The 18,492-nt window shown below is 71.1% G+C and carries 16 protein-coding genes; 8 read left to right on the forward strand and 8 right to left on the reverse strand.

All coding sequences use genetic code 11. From position 1 onward, the window contains the following. Positions 1 to 264: 264 nt before the first annotated feature. The 3 genes from FZO89_RS03705 to grxC form a co-directional block, all read right to left on the reverse strand. A complete protein-coding gene (locus tag FZO89_RS03705) occupies positions 265 to 1,272 on the reverse strand; it encodes an isocitrate dehydrogenase (protein ID WP_149101987.1) in 1,008 nt (335 codons plus the stop codon). A gap of 132 nt (positions 1,273 to 1,404) precedes the next feature. Then, entirely contained in the window at positions 1,405 to 1,812 is a 408-nt protein-coding gene (locus FZO89_RS03710; RefSeq protein ID WP_425480416.1) for a carboxymuconolactone decarboxylase family protein, read from the reverse strand. 108 nt (positions 1,813 to 1,920) lie between these two features. After that, positions 1,921 to 2,202, reverse strand: coding sequence for a glutaredoxin 3 (gene grxC / locus FZO89_RS03715; RefSeq protein ID WP_149101988.1), 282 nt, complete (start codon positions 2,200 to 2,202; stop codon positions 1,921 to 1,923). A 156-nt stretch (positions 2,203 to 2,358) separates the two neighbouring features. Here grxC and FZO89_RS03720 point away from each other — a divergent pair, with 156 nt between their 5' ends. From FZO89_RS03720 to FZO89_RS03750, 7 genes are all read left to right on the forward strand, one after another. Then, entirely contained in the window at positions 2,359 to 4,020 is a 1,662-nt protein-coding gene (locus FZO89_RS03720) for a M48 family metalloprotease (protein ID WP_149101989.1), read from the forward strand. A 95-nt stretch (positions 4,021 to 4,115) separates the two neighbouring features. Then, positions 4,116 to 4,805, forward strand: coding sequence for a phosphate regulon transcriptional regulator PhoB (phoB, locus tag FZO89_RS03725; RefSeq protein WP_149101990.1), 690 nt, complete (start codon positions 4,116 to 4,118; stop codon positions 4,803 to 4,805). 160 nt (positions 4,806 to 4,965) lie between these two features. Then, positions 4,966 to 6,288 (forward strand): phosphate regulon sensor histidine kinase PhoR, encoded by a 1,323-nt coding sequence (gene phoR, locus FZO89_RS03730; protein ID WP_149101991.1) that lies wholly within the window; start codon positions 4,966 to 4,968, stop codon positions 6,286 to 6,288. A gap of 116 nt (positions 6,289 to 6,404) precedes the next feature. Then, complete coding sequence (gene ppk1, locus FZO89_RS03735) at positions 6,405 to 8,453, forward strand: polyphosphate kinase 1 (protein ID WP_262378688.1); 2,049 nt, start codon at positions 6,405 to 6,407, stop codon at positions 8,451 to 8,453. Continuing rightward, positions 8,450 to 9,988 (forward strand): exopolyphosphatase, encoded by a 1,539-nt coding sequence (ppx, locus tag FZO89_RS03740; protein WP_149101993.1) that lies wholly within the window; start codon positions 8,450 to 8,452, stop codon positions 9,986 to 9,988. The genes ppk1 and ppx overlap by 4 nt, the downstream gene beginning before the upstream one ends. A gap of 186 nt (positions 9,989 to 10,174) precedes the next feature. Beyond that, positions 10,175 to 11,332, forward strand: coding sequence for a glycosyltransferase family 4 protein (locus tag FZO89_RS03745; protein ID WP_149101994.1), 1,158 nt, complete (start codon positions 10,175 to 10,177; stop codon positions 11,330 to 11,332). After that, positions 11,310 to 11,858, forward strand: a complete 549-nt coding sequence (locus tag FZO89_RS03750; protein ID WP_149101995.1) for a phosphatase PAP2 family protein — start codon at positions 11,310 to 11,312, stop codon at positions 11,856 to 11,858. The genes FZO89_RS03745 and FZO89_RS03750 overlap by 23 nt, the downstream gene beginning before the upstream one ends. 62 nt (positions 11,859 to 11,920) lie before the next feature. Here the strand turns inward: FZO89_RS03750 and FZO89_RS03755 are convergent, their stop codons facing one another. From FZO89_RS03755 to creB, 5 genes are all read right to left on the reverse strand, one after another. Beyond that, a complete protein-coding gene (locus FZO89_RS03755) occupies positions 11,921 to 12,805 on the reverse strand; it encodes a carbon-nitrogen hydrolase family protein (RefSeq protein WP_149101996.1) in 885 nt (294 codons plus the stop codon). Next, entirely contained in the window at positions 12,802 to 13,401 is a 600-nt protein-coding gene (locus tag FZO89_RS03760; RefSeq protein ID WP_149101997.1) for a GNAT family N-acetyltransferase, read from the reverse strand. The genes FZO89_RS03755 and FZO89_RS03760 overlap by 4 nt, the downstream gene beginning before the upstream one ends. A gap of 156 nt (positions 13,402 to 13,557) precedes the next feature. Continuing rightward, positions 13,558 to 14,931 (reverse strand): cell envelope integrity protein CreD, encoded by a 1,374-nt coding sequence (creD, locus tag FZO89_RS03765; RefSeq protein WP_149101998.1) that lies wholly within the window; start codon positions 14,929 to 14,931, stop codon positions 13,558 to 13,560. A 99-nt stretch (positions 14,932 to 15,030) separates the two neighbouring features. Beyond that, positions 15,031 to 16,473, reverse strand: a complete 1,443-nt coding sequence (gene creC, locus FZO89_RS03770) for a two-component system sensor histidine kinase CreC (RefSeq protein WP_149101999.1) — start codon at positions 16,471 to 16,473, stop codon at positions 15,031 to 15,033. A gap of 7 nt (positions 16,474 to 16,480) precedes the next feature. Further along, positions 16,481 to 17,161 carry a two-component system response regulator CreB gene (creB, locus tag FZO89_RS03775; RefSeq protein ID WP_149102000.1) on the reverse strand — a complete coding sequence of 227 codons (681 nt, stop codon included), beginning with the start codon at positions 17,159 to 17,161 and terminating at the stop codon, positions 16,481 to 16,483. Positions 17,162 to 17,530: 369 nt separating this feature from the next. Here creB and FZO89_RS03780 point away from each other — a divergent pair, with 369 nt between their 5' ends. Next, positions 17,531 to 18,388, forward strand: a complete 858-nt coding sequence (locus tag FZO89_RS03780) for a 23S rRNA (adenine(2030)-N(6))-methyltransferase RlmJ (protein ID WP_149102001.1) — start codon at positions 17,531 to 17,533, stop codon at positions 18,386 to 18,388. The last annotated feature ends 104 nt before the right edge of the window (positions 18,389 to 18,492 follow it).

Genomic DNA, 18,492 nt, shown 5'->3' on the forward strand with positions numbered 1-18,492 from the left:
GGGGCCGCGCGAGGGTCCACGTCATGCCCGCGCGCGGAAAGCCGGAAGGGCGTGGACGCAACGCCCGGGCGGAACCGGACTGCCAGCCTTCGCTGAAGGCCGCCCCATGCATGCATTCCCGCGCTCCCTGCGCTCCGGAAGCAACGCGTTCGCGACTCGCGTACGGGTCGCCGCACCCCGACCCGTTCCGGCTGCAGCCCTGCTCCCCGCCGCCGCGCGCGGAACGCCGCGGCCGTTTGTGGAACGGCCGCAACAGGTTCCGGGTCAGACCCGGCTGGCGATCGCCTTCGCGAACGACATGGTGTTGCCGCTGCCGCCGAGGTCTGGCGTCAGGTTGTCCTGCGCCTCGAGTGTGGCGATGATCGCCTTGCGCAGACGGGTGGCGTCGTCGGGCTTGCCGATGTGGTCGAGCAGCTGCGCCGCGCCCAGCAGCAGCGCGCAGGGATTGGCCTTGCCCTGCCCGGCGATGTCCGGCGCGGTGCCGTGCACCGCCTCGAAGATCGCCGCGTCCTTGCCGATGTTCGCGCCCGGGGCCAGCCCCAGGCCGCCCACCAGGCCGGCGCACAGGTCGGAGATGATGTCGCCGAACAGGTTGGTGGTGACGATGATGTCGAACTGCTCCGGCCGCATCACCAGTTGCATGCAGGTGTTGTCGACGATCATCTCGTTGCATTCGATCTCGGGATACAACGCCGCCACCTCGCGCGCCACCTTCAGGAACAGGCCCGAGGTGGTCTTGAGGATGTTGGCCTTGTGTACCACCGTGACCTTCTTGCGCCCGGTGTTGCGCGCCAGCTCGAAGGCGTAGCGGACGATGCGCTCGGACCCCTTGCGGGTGATCTTCTGCATCAGGGTCGCGGTCTCGCCGTCCTCGGTGATCGTCTGGCCCTCGCCGATGTAGGCGCCCTCGGTGTTCTCGCGCACGGTGATCACGTCCACCCCGGACGGGAAGCGCGATTTCGTGTTCGGGAACGACTTGGCCGGGCGCACGTTGGCGTACAGGTCGAAGCGCTTGCGCAACTCGACGTTGATCGAGGAGAAGCCCTCGCCCACCGGCGTGGTCAGCGGGCTCTTGAGCGCGATCGCGTTGCGGCGGATCGAGTCCATGGTCGCCTGCGGCAGCAGCTCGCCGTGCTTTTCCAGCGCGACCAGCCCCGCGTCGGCCTCTTCGTACCGCAACCCCACGTCCATCGCATCGAGCACGTACAGGGTGGCGTCCATGATCTCCGGGCCGATGCCATCGCCGCGGATGACCGTGATTGTCTGGGTCATGTGGGGGAATTCCATGCGAAAAGGCGCCCCGCAGGTGCGCGGCGCCGGAAAAGGTTGAATCTGAAATTATGCCCGAAACCGCGTCCGGGCCCCAATCCGACCAAAGTCGGCGGGCGGGGGACGCCGGCCGGATCAGCCAGCGTCGTGTCCGTGGGCCCCCGGCGCGTCCGCGGCGCCCTGCTCCAGCCGGTCGAGGAAATCCACCGCACGCCGCAGGTGCGGGATCACGATGCTGCCGCCGACCACCAGGCCGACGGAGAAGGTCTCGAAGAATTCCTCGCGGCTCACCCCGGCCTCGCGGCACTGGGCCACGTGGTAGCTGATGCAGTCGTCGCAGCGCAGTACCAGGGACGCGACCAGGCCCAGCAGTTCCTTGGTCTTCACGTCCAGTGCGCCGGCCTGGTAGGTCTGGGTGTCGAGCGCGAAGAAGCGGCGCACCACCTGGTTGGGCTCGGCCAGGATGCGCTGGTTCATGCGCTGGCGGAATTCGGTGAACTCGCGGACGCGGTCGGCTTCCTGGTCGTTCATTTCCTGGCTCATCGTGCAATCCCCTGTGGCCTTCGCCGCATTCCTGTGCGCTGGCCACGCAGCGCCGGGCCAGGCGGCCCGCGCACCGCGCAGCGTCCGTCCGCGACCGTGGCCGCGCCTCTAGCGCAACAGTTCGTCGAACTTGCCCGCCCGGTGCAACGCCATCATGTCGTCGTAGCCGCCCACGTGCACCTCGCCGATGAAGATCTGCGGCACGGTGCTGCGGCGGCTGCGGGCGACCATCGCTTCGCGCTCGGCCGGATCGAGATCGACGCGGACCTCGTCCCAGCTCAGCCCGCGGCTGCGGAGGAAGGTTTTCGCGGCCACGCAATAGCCGCAGATCGCGCTGGTGTAGAGCGTGATCGGCGGTTGCGCGGCGGCTGGCGTGGCGTCCTGTCCCATGCTGGGGAACCCGGGTTGCGGTATGGGGTCGAATGGTGGGCTCCCGCCTTCGGCTTTTCCACCCTCACGCGCGAAACGCTGCGGCCGATTAACATCGGATTCACTCGTTCGGTGGGACGGCCCCTCATGCTTGGCCCACTTTCCGGAAGATCCTCCATGCGCCTGCGCCCCGCCCGCCACGCCACCGTGCTGCTGACCGCCCTGCTGGTCCTGCTGGTCGCCAGCGTCTGCGCGCCGGCGCAGGAGAACCGGCTTCCGGACATCGGCTCGTCCGCCGGCAGCGTGCTCGGGCCCGCGCAACAGGCCGAATACGGCCGGATGCTGCTGGCGCAGCTGCGCCACTATGACTACGTGCTGGAGGATCCCCTGGTCGACGGCTGGCTGCAGGCCACCGGCAACCGCCTCGCCGCGGCCAGCGACGATCCGGAGCAGCGCTTCACCTTCTTCATGATGAAGGACCGCAGCATCAACGCCTTCGCCACCCTGGGCGGCTACATCGGCATGAATGCCGGACTGGTGCTGGCGGCCGAAACGGAGGACGAAGTCGCCGCGGTGCTCGGCCACGAGGTCGCGCACGTCACCCAGGCCCACGTGCTGCGCGGCGTCGAGCGCGCCCAGCGCGACAGCATCCCGATCCTGCTGGCGATGCTCGGCGCGATCGCGATCGCGCAATCGGCCGGCGGCAACTCCTCCGACGACGCGGCGATGGCGGCGATGGCAAGTGCCCAGGGCCTGATGGCGCAACGTCAGATCAACTACACGCGTTCCAACGAGTCCGAGGCCGACCGCATCGGCATCCGCACGCTGTCGCGCAGCGGCTACGAGCCCGAGGCGATGGCCAGCATGTTCGAGCGCATGCATGCGGTCTCGCGCACCAACCAGGGCGGCGAGCGCGAACGACTGCCCGACTACCTGAGGAGCCACCCGGTCACGACCACCCGCATCAGCGAGGCCAAGGACCGCGCCGAGCGGCTCTCGGGCGGCACCGTCGTGGGAACCGTCTCGACGCCCGAAGCGTCGCGGACGCAGCGGGTGACGATCGACGGGGTGGCGGTGCCCGAGGGGCTGCGCCTGATCGACAACCCGCTGCTGCCCTCCACCCTGAGCCTGGGCGGCGGCCTGGACGCGGGCGAGAGCCGCGAATTCGGCTGGGCACGCGAGCGCCTGCGGGTGCTCAGCGCCAACACGCCCGAAGCCGCGATCCGGGAATACGACAGCATCGCCAGAAGCGGGCCGCTCGACGATGCGCAGCGCTACGGGCTGGCGGTGGCCTACCTGCGCGCGGGCCGTGGCGCGGAAGCGGCGACCCACCTGGCCGGTTTGCTCGAACGCCATCCGGGCGACCTGTGGCTGGGCATCGGCCTCGCCGAGGCGGACGCGCATGCCGGGCGCGCCGCGGCCGCGGACCGGCGGTTCGAGGCGTTGCTGGAGCGGATGCCGCGCAATCCCGCGGTCGCCCTGGGCTATGCCGACGTGCTGGTCGCGCGCAACACCCCGCAAGCCGGTCGCCGCGCCCAGGAGGTGCTGCGTCCGCTGCTGTTCGCGAGCGGCGGCGATCCCGCGTTCCAGCGCACCTTCGCCCGCGCCAGCGAGATCGCGGGCGATCCGGTGCGGGCCGGCGAGGCCTGGGCCGAGGCCGCATTCCTCGGCGGCCGCGAGGAGCAGGCGCTGGTCCAGCTCAATACGCTGAAGAAGCGCGACGACCTCGACTACTACGCCCGCGCCAGGATCGACGCCCGCATCGCCGCGATCACCCCGGTGGTACTGGAACTGCGTCGACAGGGCATCCGCGACCCCGACCTGCACCGCCGCCGCTGAAGCGGCCCCGGGCGGGCCCGGGCGGGTCATATTTCGGTCACAAAACTGTCGTCTAATGCCTGCATCGGCCTCCCGCCGGCATCGCAGGACCCCCCGTGCAGAAACGCATCCTGATCGTCGACGATGAACCCGCGATCCGCGAGATGGTGGCCTTCGCCCTGCGCAAGGGCGATTTCGAACCGGCCCATGCCGGCGACGCCCGCGAGGCGCAGACGTCCATCGCCGACCGCGTGCCCGACCTGATCCTGCTCGACTGGATGCTGCCCGGCACCAGCGGCCTGGAGCTGGCCCGCCGCTGGCGCAAGGAAACCCTGACCCGCGAGGTGCCGATCATCATGCTCACCGCGCGCGGCGAGGAGAACGACCGGGTCGGCGGGCTCGAGGCCGGCGTCGACGACTACGTGGTCAAGCCCTTCTCCGCGCGCGAACTGCTGGCGCGCATCCGCGCGGTGATGCGGCGATCGCGCGAGGACGACGAGGATGGCAGCGTCACCGTCGGCCGGCTGCGCATCGACGGCGCCGCCCATCGCGTGTTCGCCGGCGACGAGCCGGTGAGCATCGGCCCCACCGAATACCGGCTGCTGCACTTCTTCATGACCCATCCCGAGCGGGTCTACAGCCGCACGCAACTGCTCGACCACGTGTGGGGCGGCAGCGTCTACGTCGAAGAGCGCACCGTCGACGTCCACATCCGGCGCCTGCGCAAGACGCTGGAACCGGCGGGCCTGGACGCGATGGTGCAGACCGTGCGCGGCTCGGGCTACCGCTTTTCCGCGGCGGTGTGAATGAGGGCCGTGATTCGTGATACGTGATTGGTGATTCGCAAACCGTGATTCGTGATTCGTGATTGGTGATTCGAAACAGGAAAAGCGGCAAGATCGACAACTGCGCGAAGACTGCAACCGCTTTTCCAATCACCAATCCACCAATCACGGCCCTTCATCCATGTCTCCAAGTGCCCGCGCCGCGTGGACCCGGACCCTCGGCCAGCTCGCGCTGGTGCTGGCGGTCGCGCTGGGGCTCGGCCTGCTGCTGGGCCAGGTGTGGCCGGCGCTCACGCTCGCGGCGCTGGGCGTGGTCGCGTGGCATTACTGGCGACTGCGCCGCGTGCTGGCGCGCCTGACTTCGCGCCAGCGGCAACCGCTCGCGCGCGGCGAGGGCGTCTGGAACGAGCTCGAGCGGCAGCTGCGGTCGAACCAGGAGAACATGCGCGGACGCAAGCGCAGGCTGGTGGCGATGCTGCGCGCCTATCGCGCGGTGGCCGCGGCGCTGCCCGACGCGGTCGTGGTGGTCGAACGCAACAGCCAGCGCGTGCAGTGGTTCAACGAAGCCGCCACCGGCCTGCTCGGCCTGCGCTATCCGCGCGACATCGGCCGGCCCCTGGGCGAAAGCCTGCACGCGCTGCAGATCGCACGCTGGCTGGCCGCCGGGCGCAACGCCGAACCGCTGCTCGACGCGCCCTCGCCGACCTCCGCGGACATCCGCCTGAACCTGCGCCTGATCCCCTATTCCGAGGACCTGTGGCTGGTGGTCGCGCGCGATGTCACCAAGATGATGCGCCTGGAACAGGTCCGCCGCGATTTCGTCGCCAACGTCTCGCACGAGTTGCGCACGCCGCTGACCGTGGTCCACGGCTACCTCGACATGCTCGATCCCGACGAACACCCCGAGTGGGCGCCGATGCTGGCCGAGATGCAGCTGCAGTCGCAGCGCATGACCCAGCTGGTGGAAGACCTGCTGACGCTGTCGCGGCTGGAGGCGCAGGATGGCATCGACAGCGAGACCGTGGCGATGGACTCGATGCTGTCCACCCTGCGGCGCGAGGCCGAGGCGCTGAGCCAGGGCCGCCACCTTGTCTCGGCCGAAGACGCCGCCGGGATCGACCTCATCGGCTCGACCAAGGAACTGCACAGTGCCTTCTCCAACCTGGTCAGCAATGCCGTGCGCTACACGCCGGCCGGCGGCAGCATCGTGATCCGCCTCGATCGCGACGGCGAGGGAGTCGCCCTGTCGGTGCGCGACAGCGGCCTGGGGATCCCCGCCTCGCACCTGCCGCGGATCACCGAACGCTTCTACCGGGTCTCGACCAGCCGCTCGCGCGAGTCCGGCGGGACCGGCCTGGGCCTGGCCATCGTCAAGCACGTGCTGAACCTGCACCACGCGCGCCTGGAGATCGCCAGCGAAGTCGGGCGCGGCAGCGTCTTCTCCTGCCACTTCGGCCTCGAGCGCGTGCAACCGCGTGACGGCAGGCCGGGAGCGGGCTCGTGAAGCGGCCCGCCGACGGTCAGGCGACGCCCGTCAAGCGCCCGCGCCGCCCCAGGGCGGGCGACGGCGCGCGCAAGTCCGCGGCGCCCGAGGCGCCCACCGCCGGCGACGACGATCCGTTGCTGGATCCGGCGCTCTACCTCAACCGCGAGCTGTCGCAGCTCGATTTCAATTTCCGCGTCCTGGCGCAGGCGCTGGACGAGGCGGTGCCGCTGCTGGAACGGTTGCGCTACCTGTGCATCTCGTGCACCAACCTCGACGAGTTCTTCGAGATCCGCGCCGCCACTGTCCGCCACGCACAGGATTTCGGCACCGTGCCCACGCCGCCCGACGGCCTCGCGCCGGCCACCGTGCTGCGACGCATCCACGACCGCGCCGCCGAACTGGTGGAGGCGCAGTACCGCTGCTGGAACAAGGTGCTGCGCCCGGCGCTCACCGGCAGCGGCGTGCGCGTGCTCGGCCGCGCGCAGTGGACCGCACGCCAGAGCCGCTGGCTGCGCGCCTATTTCCGCGACGAGATCATGCCGGTGCTCTCGCCGCTGGGCCTCGATCCCGCGCACCCGTTCCCGAAGATCCTCAACAAGTCGCTCAACATCGTCGTCGTGCTCAAGGGGCGCGACGCCTTCGGCCGGGTCGGCAACCTCGCGATCGTGCGCGCACCGCGCTCGCTGCCACGCATCATCCAGCTGCCCGAGAGCATCTCCGGCGGCGAGTACGACTTCGTGTTCCTGTCCTCGGTGCTGTCGGAATTCGTGCATGAGCTGTTCCCCGGGATGGAAGTCAAGGGGGCCTACCAGTTCCGGGTCACGCGCAACTCCGAGCTGATCGTCGACGAGGAGGAGGTCGAGAACCTGGCGCTGGCGCTGCGCGACGAGCTGCAGGGACGCGGCTATCTGCGCGCGATGCGGCTGGAGATCGCCGCCGACTGCCCCAGGCCGATCGTCCGCTCGCTGCTGCAGAACTTCGAGCTGCCCGAAAACGCGGTCTACCGCATCGACGGGCCGGTCAACCTCAACCGCGTGATCCAGGTCTACGACCTGGTGCAGCGTCCGGACCTGAAGTTCCCGCCCTTCCAGCCGCGCCTGCCCAAGCACGGCGACGCGATCTTCGACCTGGTCGCGCAGGGCGACATGCTGCTGCACCACCCCTTCGACTCCTTCGTCCCCGTGCTCGAGCTGATCAAGCAGGCGGCCGAAGACCCGAACGTGCTCGCGATCAAGCAGACGCTGTACCGCACCGGCAAGGACTCGCCGATCGTCGAGCACCTGGTGCAGGCCGCGCGCAACGGCAAGGACGTCACCGTGGTGGTGGAGCTGCGCGCGCGTTTCGACGAGGAAGCCAACCTCGGCCTGGCCGACCGGCTGCAGGAGGCCGGCGTGCAGGTGGTCTACGGCGTGGTCGGCTACAAGACCCACGCCAAGATGCTACTGGTGGTGCGGCGCGAGGGCCGCAAGCTGCGCCGCTACGTGCACCTGGGCACCGGAAACTACCATTCCGGCACCGCGCGCGTGTACACCGATTTCGGCCTGATCAGCGCCGATCCGGACATCGGCAACGACGTGCACCTGATCTTCCAGCAGCTGTCGGGCCTGGCGCCGGCGATCTCGCTCAAGCGCCTGCTGCAGTCGCCCTTCACCCTGCATGCCGGGATCCTGGCGCGGATCGAGCGCGAGACCGCGCACGCGCTCGCCGGACGCCCCGGCCGCATCATCGCCAAGATGAACGCGCTCAACGAGCCGCAGGTGATGCGCGCGCTGTATGCGGCCTCGCAGGCCGGTGTGTCGATCGACCTGATCGTGCGCGGCGCCTGCTCGCTGCGCCCGGGCGTGCCGGGCGTGTCGGAGAACATCCGCGTGCGCTCGATCATCGGCCGCTTCCTCGAGCACCACCGCGTGTACTGGTTCGGCAACGACGGCCAGCCGGAACTGTTCTGCGCCAGCGCCGACTGGCTCGAACGCAACCTGCTGCGGCGCGTGGAGACCTGCTTCCCGGTGCTCGATCCGGAGCTCGCCGCGCGGGTCAGGGAGGAAGCGCTCGACAACTACCTGGCCGACAACCTCAACGCCTGGGAACTGCACGAGGACGGGGTGTACCGCAAGCTCGTGCCGGAAGGCGATACGATGCCGCACTCGGCGCAAGCCTTCCTGCTGGCCAGACTCTGCGGATGATCGACGCGCTTGCCCGTGCCGGTTCGCTGACCTCGCCCCTGCGCGACGGCGACATGCTGGCCGCGATCGACCTGGGCTCCAACAGCTTCCACATGGTGGTCGCCAGCTACACGCTGGGCCAGCTGCGCATCGTCGACCGGCTGCGGGAAACGGTGCGCATGGCCGAGGGCCTGGATGAGAAGGGTGGCCTGTCGCTGGATGTGCGCCAGCGCGCGCTGGCCTGCCTGGCGCGGTTCGGACAACGCATCCGCGACATCCCGCCGCAGCGCGTGCGCGCGCTCGCCACCAACACGGTGCGCCTGCTGGCGGCGCCGCAGGCGTTCCTGGTGCCGGCCGAAACCGCGCTCGGACACGGCATCGAGGTGATCTCCGGCCGCGAGGAGGCGCGCCTGATCTACCTCGGCGTCGCCCACGCGCAGCCGCCCAAGCCCGGCAGCCTGCGGCTGGTGGTCGACATCGGCGGCGGTTCCACCGAATGCATCATCGGCCGCGGCTTCCAGGCGATCGAGCGCGAGAGCCTGCAGGTCGGCTGCATCGCCACCACCCGCCGCTTCTTCGGCAACGGCAAGCTGTCGCGCAAGAAGTGGCGCGAGGCGGTGATCGAGGTCGGTGCCGAGTTCCAGCAGTTCGCCAACGCCTACCGGGCGCTGGGCTGGGACGAGGCGATCGGCGCATCCGGCACCTGCAAGGCGATCGGCGAGATCTGCGCGGCGATGAAGCTCACCAAGGGCGCAGTGACCGCCGAGGCGCTGCCGCAGGTGCGCGACCGCCTGCTGCAGGCGGGCAGCATCGCCGCGATCGACCTGCCGGGCCTGTCCGAGGATCGTCGCCCGATCATCACCGGCGGCATCCTGGTGCTGGAGGCCGCGTTCGGCGCGCTCGGGCTGTCGCGCATGGCGGTGAGCAAGGCGGCCATGCGCGAGGGCGTGCTGTACGACATGCTCGGCCGCGGCAGCGAGCACGATCCGCGCGAGGCCTCGATCCTCGCGCTGACCCAGCGTTACGGCATCGACGAGGCGCAGGCGGCGCGGGTGGAGGCCACGGCGATCCGCCTGTTCGAGCAGGCCGCGCCGGCGTGGAAGCTCGACCCCGACGACCTGCTGATGCTGGCCTGGGGCGCGCGCCTGCACGAGCTGGGACTGGCGATCGCGCACAGCCAGTACCAGGTGCACGGCGCCTACGTGATCGAGCATTCCGACATCGCCGGCTTCTCCCGCCAGGAACAGCAGTTCCTCGCCGCGCTGGTGCGCACCCACCGCCGCAAAATCCCGAAGTCGGCGTTCGATGCCCTGCCCGACCGGCTCCTGGGCGCGGCGCGCCGGACCGCGGCGCTGCTGCGGGTTTCGGCGCTGCTGCATCGCGCGCGCGACACCGAGGAAATCCCGCGGCTCGACCTCGAGGTGCAGGACAACCGGATGACCCTGCGCCTTGCGCGCCGCTGGCTCGAGAACCGGCCGCTGCTGCGCGCGGACCTCGAAGGCGAGCCGTCCGACATCGCGCCGCTGGGCGTGCAGCTCGCGATCAGCGTCGACTAGAGCGCCGGCCCGCAACGCGCGATCGCGGCCCTGCGCGCCTCGCGCGGCGGCAACCGTGGCATCCCGGCCGCAACGGGAGCCCGCATGGCGCAAGCGCATGCCATCGAGCACCGTCATGGCGCGGTCACGCGCCTGCCATCCGCGTTTCATGCCCACCGCGCAGCATGTGGCGAACGCGGAGGTCCCATGCACTACGCCATCGTCACCGAAACCTACCCGCCCGAGGTCAACGGCGTGGCGCTGACGGTGCAGTCGCTGGAAGGCGGCCTGCGCGCACGCGGGCACGAGGTGTCGCTGGTGCGGCCGCGACAGGACGGGGCGACGGCCGCCGATCCGGGCGAGACCCTGGTGCGCGGCGTCGCCCTGCCCCGCTATCCCGGCCTGCGCGCGGGCCTGCCCGCCACCGGCACCCTGGCACGCGCCTGGAGCGACTCGCGCCCGGACGCGGTGTACGTCGCCACCGAAGGCCCGCTGGGCTGGTCGGCGCTGCGCGCGGCGCGGCGGCTCGGGATTCCGGTGGCCACCGGCTTCCACACCCGCTTCGACGAGTACATGCGCGACTACGCCATGCCCTGGCTGGAACCGGTGGCGCTGCGCTGGATGCGGCACTTCCACAACCGCGCCGACGCCACCCTGGTGCCGACCCGGGAACTGGAGTCGTTCCTCGACCGGTCGGGTTTCGAACGCGTGCGCCTGCTGCCGCGAGCGGTCGATACGCAGCTGTTCGACCCTGCGCGACGCGACGATGCGCTGCGTGCGGAGCTGGACGTGGGTCCCGGCGCGCCGCTGCTGATCCATGTCGGCCGGATCGCCGCGGAAAAGAACCTCGCGCTTGCCGTGCGCGGGTTCCGCCGCCTGCAGGCACGACGCCCCGACGCGCGCTATGTGTGGGTCGGCGACGGTCCGATGCGCGAGGCGCTGCAACGGGACAACCCGGACTTCGTGTTCACCGGCATCGTCCGCGGCGAAGCCCTGGCACGGCTGTTCGCCAGCGCCGACCTGTTCGTGTTCCCGAGCCGCTCGGAGACCTTCGGCAACGTCACCCTGGAGGCGATGGCCAGCGGCATCGCCACCATCGCCTGGGACTACGGCGCCGCGCGCGAGCACCTGCGCGACGGCGAACACGGCGCGGCGATCGCGTCCGGCGACGAGGCGACCTTCCTGTCCGCGGTGGAGCGGATCGCCGGCGGCGACGACGCGATGGCGCGGATGCGCGAGATGGGTGCCGCCGCGCGCGGAGCCGTGCTGGGCCTGTCTCCGCAGCGCGTGGCGCAGGATTTCGACACGCTGCTGTCCGGGTTGTGCAACGGGGATCCGGCGAATGTCCGCCGCGCCGCCGCCTAGCCGCTGGGCGCAGAGCGACTCGGGCTGGTGCCTGCGCGCCAACCGCGCCGGATCGTCGCGCGGTATCCGCGGCTACTTCGCCGCCATCAGCCGGCTCGGCGACGGCATGTTCTGGTACGCGCTGATGGGCGCGCTGGTGGCCTTCGACGGCTGGCGCGGCCTGGCGGCCAGCGCGCACCTGGCGGTCACCGGCGCGGTGGCGTTGCTGCTGTACAAGCGGCTCAAGCGCTGGACCCGTCGCCCGCGCCCGTTCGCGGCCGACGTGCGCATCCGCGCATGGGTGGCACCGCTGGACGAATTCAGCTTCCCTTCGGGACACACCCTGCACGCGGTCGCGTTCACCGTGGTGGCGCTGGCGCACTACCCGCTGCTGGCATGGCTGCTGCTGCCGTTCACCGCCAGCGTCGCGGTCTCGCGCGTGGTACTCGGCCTGCACTACCCGAGCGACGTGCTGGCCGCGACCGCGATCGGCGGCGCGCTGGCGGCACTGTCGCTGTGGATCGGGATGCCGCTGCCGGGGCTGTAGCGCCGCGCCTGGCGGCCACGCCTGCGGCGCCGGCGATGCCTTGCAGGCCCTCCGGCCGATCTTCAGCCCACATGCTCGACCCGCGCATTCACCAGGCCCGGCAGGGATTGCCCGGGCCAGTCGCGATCGTTCGCCACCTGCGCGCCCGCGCGGGAGTCTTCGAGCGCGGCCACGTCGACTTCGGCGATCGCCCACTCTCCTGCACCGCACGTTTGCGCGAGCACGCCGTCGGCGGGAAGGCCCACGTCCATCGGCGCATACACCGCGGCCTCGCCGGTGTTGACGTCCAGCGCCGGACTCCAGGGCGCCTCGCCGGACGTCACCGACTGCGCCACGAAGCAGCGGTTCTCCAGCGCGCGCGCCAGGCAGCCCACGCGCACGCGCGTGGCGCCGGCGTCGGTATCGGTGCAGCTGGGCACCAGCAGCAGGCGCGCGCCGGCCTCGCGTTGGGCGCGCACCGGCAACGGGAACTCGGCGTCGTAGCAGACCGCCACGCCCAGGCGCAGTCCCTCGAACTCGAACACCTTCAGCGCGTCGCCGCCTTCGATGCTGCCGACGTGCTTCTCGAAGCCGGTCAGCTGCAGCTTGTCCTGCCAGGCATGCCCGCCGTTGGGCAGGAACAGGTCGCAGCGGTTGCGGTAGCGGCCGCCGCCGGCGTCGAGCAGGAAGGTGCCGGCCACGACCAGCAGGCCGGTGTCGCGCACGATCCCGGAATACAGCCGCAACCAGTCCTCGCGATGGCGCTGGATCGCCGCCAGCGAGGCGTGCAGGTCGGCGGCAACCGCGTCGTCGAACGTCGCCGCAAGTTCCAGCGACAGGTACTCGGGCAGGAGTGCGATGCGCACGCCCCGCTCCGCGACATCGCCGAGCAGGCGCCGCTGCAGCTCCGCGAACGCGGCGAAGCTGGCGGGTCGGCCGATGGGGTAGCGTGCCGCCGCGAGTTTCATGCCGCCTCCAGCGGGCGCATCCAGAACGTCAGCGGGTGGTCGCGGTCCCCGTTGCCGAGCTCGCGCCATGCCATCCGCATCGTCAGCCCGGGCCGGCGCACATAGCCGCGCCCGGACCAGAACGATTCGTTGCCGCGGTGGGTCTTCGGCCTTCGCGGGTCGCCGGGATCGCGGTCGACCGCCGCGAACGCGGTCCACGCGAACCCGCCCAGCGCCCGCGCGTGCGCCTCGCGGCCGTCGAAGAAGGCGTGGCCGATGCCGCGTCCGCGATACGCCGGCAGCAGCACCGATTCGCCGAAATAGAACACCTCGCCTGCGTCCAGCCCTTGCGCGATGAACGGCGCCTGGAACGCAGGCGCGTCGTCGGCCAGCGGGATGCCGGTGGCGGCGCCGACCACGCGCGCGCCGTCCAGGGCCAGCACGAACACGCTGCGCGGCGAGCCGGCATAGGCCGCCAGGTAGTCGCGTTCGTAGACCGGATCGCCGTCGTAGAGATACGGCCACTCGCGGAACACGGTCATGCGCAGAGCGGCGACATCATCCAGGTACCGCGTCGCCCCGGCTCCGCCCACGACCTCGATCCTCGTCTCCTGCATGCGTGCGCCTCGCGGGTTCCCGGAACCGGCGCCGATGCATCGCATGCCGCCGGGCGGCCGCCTTCGCGGCCACGCGGACATGATGCACGCGTCGGGACCGGCTGGCGAAGGGCGGCGCGCCGGTATCGGCGGGCGCTGCCCCGTCGGGCGCGATCGTCAGGGCGTCCGTGGCACTCCGCCGGGCGAGAGGTGGTACCAGTCGACCTTGCGCGTGACCACCATGATCGCGGCCAGGATCAGGAACAGCAGTCCGGCGCCGAGCACCAGCGCATTGTCCTCCGACACCAGCAGGCCGTAGAGCGCGGCGTACAGCGTCGCCAGCGTCATCGCGAAACCGGCACCGCGCGCGCGGCTGCGCAGCACGTGCGAGAGGTAGAAGCCGAGCAGGCCGATGCAGGCCACGCTCGCGACCAGATAGGCCCAGCCGAACGCGACGTGCTCGGACAGGCTCACCAGCAGCAGGAAGAAGATCGCCAGGGCGAGTCCCGCGAGCGCGTACTGGATCGGGTGGATGCGCAGCTGCTTGATCAGCTCGAACATGAAGAAGCCGACGAAGGTCAGCAGCACGAACAGGATGCCGTACTTGCTGGCGCGATCGGCCTGGGCGTAGCCGTCGACCGGCTCCACCAGCGACAGCCCGATCGCGTCGATGCCCTCTTCCGCAGGGGTCGACCCGGGCACCCGGGCGGCGGTCGAAAGGGTTGCGCCGTTGCGGTACTGCGCCTGCGCATTCGTCGCCAGCGAGGACACCTCCCACGCCGCCTCGAACCCGTCGGCGCCGATGCTGCGCGACACGGGCAGGAACGCGCCATTGAACAGCGGATGCGGCCAGCGCGAGGACAGGCCGATCCGGTTGCGCTGCGCCAGCGGTGCCACGGACAGCGACTCGGCGCCGGCGAGCTCGAACTCCAGCCGGGTGTCCAGGGCGAGGCGCGCGCCGGCCACCGGCACCGCCAGGCCGACGTGCACGCCGGGCTGGTCGCGATGGCCCTGGCCCTGCAGCAGCGGCATGTCGACGCCACCGACCTGCAGCCTGGTCGCGCCGCGCAGGCCGCGCACGTCGGCGATGCCGTAACCCAGCCGGGGCTGGCCGATCCTGCGCGGCAGGGCGGGATCGAGATCGCGTGGGATGCGCACGTCGAACGACGCCGACAGCTGGCCGGCGAGCGTGTACATGCGGATCTCGTGCAGGCCCAGCCGGCGCGTGTAGGGCGTCATCGTGCCCTCCAGGTCCAGCGATTCGGGGAAGAACAGCCATTCGCCGCTCTCGCCGTCGCGGCGCACGGTGCGCACCACGTCGCCGCGGTCGTTCTTCTCCTCCACCTCGACGATCTCGGTCCACGGCACCACCAGCACCGGTCCGGCGATGCCCTGCGCGGCCGCCTCGCTGCGCGCGATGCTGCGCACCGCCTCCTGGCGGTGGGCCTGGCGGTCGTGGATCACGCCGCGGATCAGCATCAGCGGCACCAGGATCGCCAGGGTCATGCCCAGCACCATCAGGATCTTCAGCCACAGCCTCATCGCACACACTCCGGGTCCGGGTCAGTGGACGGCAGGTTGCGCGGCGCATGCGGGGGGACGATGGGTGAAGGGTGAAGCCGGGGTGAAGCGGCGCGACCGTGGCGCGAGTCAGGTCGCGGGCAGGCGCACGATCGCCACCGCGCCGCCTTCGGGACGGTTGTGCACCGCTGCCTCGCCGCCGTGCAGCGCCGCGACCTCGCGCACGAAGCTCAGGCCCAGGCCGCTGCTGCGGGCGCCGGTGCGCGGGCGCGGGAGCGAATAGAAGCGTTCGAACACGCGGTCGAGCGCGTAGTCGGGCACGCCGGGACCGGCGTCGGCCACTTCCAGCCGCACACCGGCGCCGTCCGTGGACGCAGACAATCCGACGGCCGCGCCCTCGGGCGAGAAGTCGATCGCGTTGTCGAGCAGGTTGCCGAGCAGTTGCCGCAGCAGGAAGCGGTCTCCGCGCAGCGGCGGCAGTGCGGCTTCGATCCGGGACTCGATGCGCACGCCGGCCTCGGACGCGCGCATGCCCGCGTCGGCGACCGCGTCGGCCACCAGCGCGGCGAGGTCGATCGCTTCCGGCTGTTCGATCCGCTGGCGGTGCTCCACCGCCGCGAGCGCCAGAAGGGCGTCGATGGTGCGGGTGAGCCGCTCGCCCTGCTCGCGGATGGTGCCGGCGAAGCGGATACGGTCGGCTTCGGGCAGCGGCTGCTCCAGCAGTTCCGCCGCGCCGCGGATCGCGGTCAGCGGCGACTTGAGTTCGTGGGTGAGACCATGAACGTAGTTCTCCACGTACTGCTTGCCCTCGAGCCGGTCGCGCATCGTCTCCAGCGCCAGGCCCAGCTCCCGGAACTCGCCCGCCGAGCGCGGGGGCGTGGCGCGCTCGCCCTCGGTGACCGCGCGCGCGTAGCGCTGCAGGCCGCCGATCTGTCGCGAGAGCCACCACGCGGCAGCCAGGCCGATCGCCAGCGCGGCGCCGAGCAACACCAGGCCCCAGCGCCGGACGATGCGTTCGCTGCGCTGGATGAAGGGCTCGATCGTGCGGTTGGGCTTGGACACCGTGAGCACGCCGATGATGTCGCCGCCATCGGCGCCGAGGCCGTCGCGGATCGGCGCGGCCACGTACATCACCGACGATGAGTCGTCGTCGGGGTCGCTGCGGGTGGAGCGGGCGCCGTACTGGCCGCGCAGGGTCCGGTGGACATCGTTCCAGCGCGAGTTGTCGCGGCCCACGTCGCGCCCCGCGGAGTCGTACACGACGATGCCCTTCGCATCGGTGACCGTGATGCGATAGCTCACGCCCTGCTTTTCGAAGTCCCAGATCCTGGCGCCGATGTCGCGGTGCTCCAGTTTCGCGATGCGCGCCGCGAACGCGCCGTCGGCCATGCGTCCGGCGAGCATGTCGTCGCTCGCGAGCTCCGCCAGGACGTTGGCGGTGTCGGCCAGGGTGTCCTCCATCGCCTGGCGCACGCCGGGCTTCACTTCCTGGACGAACACGCGCATCAGCAGGATCCCGGCCAGCGCGACGATCACGAAATAGCCGAGCAGGATGCGCAGGCCGATCTTCATGGCGGGCTCAACCGGCCTCGAGCGAGTAGCCGAGGCCGCGGTGGGTGCGGATCGGATCGGCCTCGGGCGCGATCGCATGCAGCTTCGCGCGCAGGGTCTTGACATGGGTGTCGATGGTGCGGTCGCCGGTGTCGAGCGACTCGCCCCAGACGCGGTCCATCAGCTGCGCCCGGCTCAGCACCGCGCCGGGACGCGCCAGCAGGGCCGCCAGCAGACCGTACTCGTAGCGGGTCAGCACCAGCAGTTCGCCGCGGTAGCGGATGCGCAGGCCCTCGTCGTCGTGCTCGAACCCCGCGGCCAGCGCACGCGGCGCCTCCTCGCCGGCGGCACGACTGCGCCGCAGCACCGCGCGCACGCGCGCCACCAGCTCGCGCGGCGAAAACGGCTTGGGCACGTAGTCGTCGGCGCCCAGTTCGAAGCCCAGCACGCGGTCGGCCTCGTCCTGGCGGGCGGTCAGGAAGATCACCGGCAGGTCGCGCGCCTCGCGCAGCCTGCGGCACAGCGCGAAGCCGCCCAGGTCCGGCAGGCCGACGTCGAGGATCGCAAGATCGAAGCGCGTCGCGGCCGCCGCCTGCAGCGCATCGCCCGCGGTCAGGCAGTGCGTCGCCTCGTGCCCGTCCTCGCGCAGCGCATAGAGCACGGTCGCGGCGATCGCGGTTTCGTCTTCGACCAGCAGGATGTGGGGCATGGGTTGGAGCCGGGAATGGGGAATGGGGAATCGTGAATCGGTCGGGTCTGGGGAGCGGACGAGGGATCGGGAGGTGGAAGGGAGACGCGATCGGCAGCGGGCACGAGACGATGCTCCGCGTCCGCGAAAGCGTAAAGGTTTGTCATCCCGAGCGCAGCGAGGGATCCTGCTGGACGCTGCCGGAGCATCCCACGCAGATCCCTCGCTGCGCTCGGGATGACAACCGGGGCCCCAGGCGCCATGCTCGTCGCCCCATGGGCAATCGCAGGATCCGCCAGCCTCCCGGCGGGATCCGATCATGTCCAAGGAGTCCTCACCCTTCAACCGGCCATTCCCCATTCCCCATTCCCCATTCCCGGCTCCACCCCAATGAACTACCGCCACGCCTTCCACGCCGGCAACCACGCCGACGTGTTCAAGCACGCCGTGCTGCTCGCGCTGTGCGATGCGCTGGTGGCGAAGCCGTCGGCGTGCTTCGCGCTCGATACCCATGCAGGCCGTGGCCTGTACCTGCTCGACGGCAGCGACGCGCGGAGGACGGGCGAGGCGGACGACGGCGTCGAGGCGCTGTTGCGACGCCGGGCCTCGCCGGCGCTGGCGCGCTATCGCGGGGCGATCGCCGCCTGCCGCGCGCAGCACGGGGACACCGCCTATCCGGGATCGCCCTGGCTGCTCGCGCATGCGCTGCGCGAGCACGATCGCATCGCCTGCTGCGAGCTGCAGCCGGGGGAGGCGGCCGCGCTGAAGCACCAGTTCGCGGGCGATCCGCGGGTGGGCGTGCACCAGCGCGACGGCTATGCCGCGGTCTCCGCGCTGCTGCCGCCGAAGAGCGGACAGGCACGCATCGGCCGCGGCCTGGTGCTGGTCGACCCGCCCTACGAAGCGCAGCGCGCCGAGCTCGACCCGGTGCTGGCCGCGCTGCGCGCGGGCCTGCTGCGCTGGCCGCAGGGCATGTTCATGCTCTGGTATCCGATCAAGCAGCGCGCGACGGTGCAACCGTTCCTGCGCCGCGCGGCGAAACTGCCGGCGAAATCGGCGCTGTGCGTCGAACTGATGGTGCAACCGGAAGAATCCGCGCTGCGCATGAACGGCAGCGGCCTGCTGCTGTGCAATCCGCCGTGGCACTTCGAAGAGACCCTGGCGCCACTGCTGCCGGCGCTGCGCGATGCGCTCGCGCCGCGGGGCGGCTCGCACCGGCTGCAGTGGCTGCGCCGGGACGAAAGCTGAGGCCCCTGCGCCGCGACACCGGGGCCGCGCCCCGCGCGCCACGCTAAAATAACCCGTTCCGCGCGCTGGCAACCCCGTTGCCGGCGCCGCCGCGCTTTTCCGGA

This window comes from Luteimonas viscosa (assembly GCF_008244685.1).
In the GTDB taxonomy this organism is placed as follows: domain Bacteria; phylum Pseudomonadota; class Gammaproteobacteria; order Xanthomonadales; family Xanthomonadaceae; genus Luteimonas; species Luteimonas viscosa.